At 23.7% G+C, this 3,645-nt stretch carries 1 protein-coding gene and 1 pseudogene; both read left to right on the forward strand.

Translation table 11 applies throughout. From position 1 onward, the window contains the following. Positions 1–212 (forward strand): annotated as a pseudogene (locus tag CAMP5082_RS08105) (hypothetical protein); the annotation flags it as partial. Next, on the forward strand, positions 209–3,645 hold a 3,437-nt coding region (locus tag CAMP5082_RS08110; RefSeq protein ID WP_337206418.1), incomplete at its 3' end, for a hypothetical protein. The pseudogene CAMP5082_RS08105 and the gene CAMP5082_RS08110, both read left to right, overlap by 4 nt.

Genomic DNA, 3,645 nt, shown 5'->3' on the forward strand with positions numbered 1-3,645 from the left:
CACAGCTACATGAGTATGATAAAATCATCAAAAATTCCCTAGAAGATAATAAAGAATTAAACGAATATCATTTTAGTTTTTTAGCTCCTGCTAAAATGCAAAATTTAAAATTTCAAATCGCAAATGGACTAGATGAGATCTTAGAAGATGAAGATAGAAAACAAGAGCTTTATGTTTGTAAATTTGTAGTAGTGAATGGGATTAAAATATGAAAATAAAAGATTTCACCTTAATTACATCAAATCATAATTTGGAAATTGAGTTAAAAAATCTTACCGAAAATGCTAATAAAATTATTTTTATATGTGGTGATTTTGATGGATATAAAGAAGCTAAGAATTCTTTGTATAAGACACTACATACTATTGAATATAAATTTAAAATTAACAAGAAAAAAACTTTTAAAATCATACATTTAAATCAAGCTAATAAAGATGAAATCACAAAAGAACAAAAATTTAGTTCTGATAAAAATTTATCTAGTATTAAAAAAATTATCTTTAATAATTTAAATTTTTTAAATGATGTAATCAATCAAAACAAAAATAAAACGCTCAATAAAATTATTGATGAGAGTAATGAAGAAAATATTGAAAATTTTTTAAAAGGAGTTCAAAAAGAATTAAATACATTATTAAAAAATATCAAAGAATCTGATTATTTTGAGCAAGAGATTAAACCAAAGATACAACTTACCCTAGATACACTTTTTAATACATTTTTAAAAAATATCACTCAATCTAATGATGATGAATATAAGCAAATTATTAGAGCTATAGCAAAATTTTTTATCAATATATTAGATTCTGTAACCAATCTTAAAAAACCTATCTCTTTAGTTAAAAAAAATCCTTATGTTTTTGTTGTAAATACATTATTTGAAGTTTATAATTCTTCTTCTGACTATCAAGAGTATAAGGAACAAAAATATTATTATGATTTTGCTTATCCACTTTTAGAGCTTATTACTAGTAAGCTTTATCCTATTATCGCTTTGTGCAATGAAGAAATTTTATCTGATGTATTGATTATAGATGATAAAGTATTATTAGATTTTTCATCTTATTCTAATACACCTTCTATTAGTCTTTATAAAAATAGTTTTTATAAAGTTATTTTAGATGAAGAATTTCAAGGTATTTTTGATCATTTTTTAGAAAATAATCCAAAAATTGAAAATGAAAAGTTAGATAATACGCTTTTGATTAATTCTAGTTTAAAAAATTTTGATACAACATTAAAAAAAGCAATCAATTCAAATATCTCTGAACTTAATCATTTCTTTTATGCAGAATATCCTGATTTAAATTCTTCCATACTAGTAGAAATGATACTAGATAAAAAAAATACTGATCAAATCAATACAACCAAAATGGGTAAAAATTATTTGTTTATTACCAATCCACCACAGCTTAACAATGCAGCACTTTGTGAAGATTTGTATCAAAAAAAATTAGGAGCAATAATAAAAAATCGTCCTAAAGCTCTTACAAAAAATGAAAAACTTGGATTAAAAGAGCAATTTCCTAGTAAAAGAGATTATGGTTCTTATTTTATAGAAAGAGATGTTAAAAAGGAAGATGATTTTGTATTGCAGCTTTGTCCTTTTGTGAAACTTGATGGACAGATTTATCAAAAATATAAAAGGTATTTTAATTTTTATAATCAACCATATTCTCGGTTATTGTTTGATTTATTAGAGAGTGTAAAACAATCAGTTGAACAAGATTTTGCTTATATTGATAGCTTTTTTAAATTACCCAAAGAACTGGAAGAAATTAGCGAAAAAGAAAAAGTAAAAGTAAAAGAATATATTGGGCTTTTTAATAATTATTTAGATAATATCAATTCTTATTATGATCAAATGCAATTTTTTCTTGAGTTAGATCCATCAGTATCCAAAACATATGAAAATGTAGATTTTAAGAAATACTCACCTTTAACGGTTGTTTTATTGACTTTGACTTTGTATGTTTTACAAAAAGACTTAACTTCTACACAAGAATATTCTCTTGGTGTTAAAAATATTGTAATTCCAAATTTAGATTATGGTGATAAAGAAATTTCACTTAATTACCAAAAGATTAAAATACCAAATTATTTTAATGAGTATATCTTATTTATCCCTGATGATATTTATTTTTATGATAATGATAAAAAAATTTACATCTTTTTATCTAAAGAATTAAATAAAAACAAAAAAGAAGATGAAGTTATCTATTTAGATGAATTAGCCAAAGCTATGTTTGAAAATGATTTTGAAGAAGAAGATCAAACTTATGTGAATTTTTTAAAAACCTTAAATGAAAGCTTTGATGAGGAAATTGAATTTAAAGAAAATACACAAACAGATAAAACTCTTCTTCTGAAAAAAGATTTAGATAAAAGCATTCAAGAAATTATGCTTGATAATGAACTTGCAAAATTATCCATAGATATCACTTTTTTTAATATCATTAAGCAACTTTTTCCTTTTGCAGAATTTTTTATGAGTCAGCCTGATTTTTTTAAAAAAATGATTTTATTTTTTATAAATTCAAGCTTTGATAAAAAGCATTATGGTAATAAATTATTTTCTAGTTTTAAAGCACATTTTTTTAAAGAACTAGGGATATTTTATGCACTTAATCCTAAAGGACATTTTATAAAAATTAATCCAAAAAGTAAAAAGCCACTCAATAAGCTTTTTTTATATCAAATAGGAACAAATTATTATTATTTTAATCAATTAGAATATGCAAGCGAGTTGAAAAAGTCAAAGAGTTTTTCAAGATTGGATAAAGCTAAGCAAATTCATTTGATATCAAAAGTAAAAAAACAATTAGCTATCGATTTTTCTATTAAAGTAAGTAAAAATTTAAGTGTAGATGTGTTAAAAAATTTAGCAGGATCTTTTATCGATACACTTTTGCCTACAAATTATGAAAGGTTAAAAATTTTATATGAAAAACTAATGTATGAAAAATTTACTTACAATTATGATTTTCCTTTAGCCGTAAAAAAAGAAGAATACTTAACCTATCCTTTATTGATAAATTCTAGATTTATGAGTTTTGATTTATCTGAGTTTATTTTTGGTTCTTTATTATGCACAGGTGGGCTTAATTATTATCCTAGTATTGCTTGTGCTACGACTTCAAGCAAAGCTAGGGAATTTGCCTTAAAAAGACTTTTATCTTATATTATTTTAGATGAGAAAAGAAGTGCTTCTAAGGAAGATAAAATCAATGAGGGCAAATACATCTTAAACGATATGGAATTTTTTGAAAAAAACAATATAGAACTTAGAAAATGTAATATATATAAGCTAGAGCATTTTCAAAGAAAAGAAGAGTATAAAACACAACACCCAGTGATAAAACAACACCCTATCTTAGCTTATAATGATGCTATACAAATTTTATATGAATATGCAAATGGTATTTATAGCACTACTCAAGATGAAAAGGGTAAGTTTATAGAAGATAGACAAAAAGCAAGAAGATTAATGGAAAATTTAGAAGCCATAGGACAACATAATTTAGAAGTGATGTATAGGGGGATAAGCAATGAAGATGTTAATAATGATAGAAAAAATAGAGAAAATGAGGAAGAAAGTGATAATATTAATAAAATACAAGATTATTCTAACAAATTCATAGGTAG

The organism is Campylobacter sp. LMG 17559 (assembly GCF_024723605.1).
GTDB lineage: Bacteria > Campylobacterota > Campylobacteria > Campylobacterales > Campylobacteraceae > Campylobacter_D.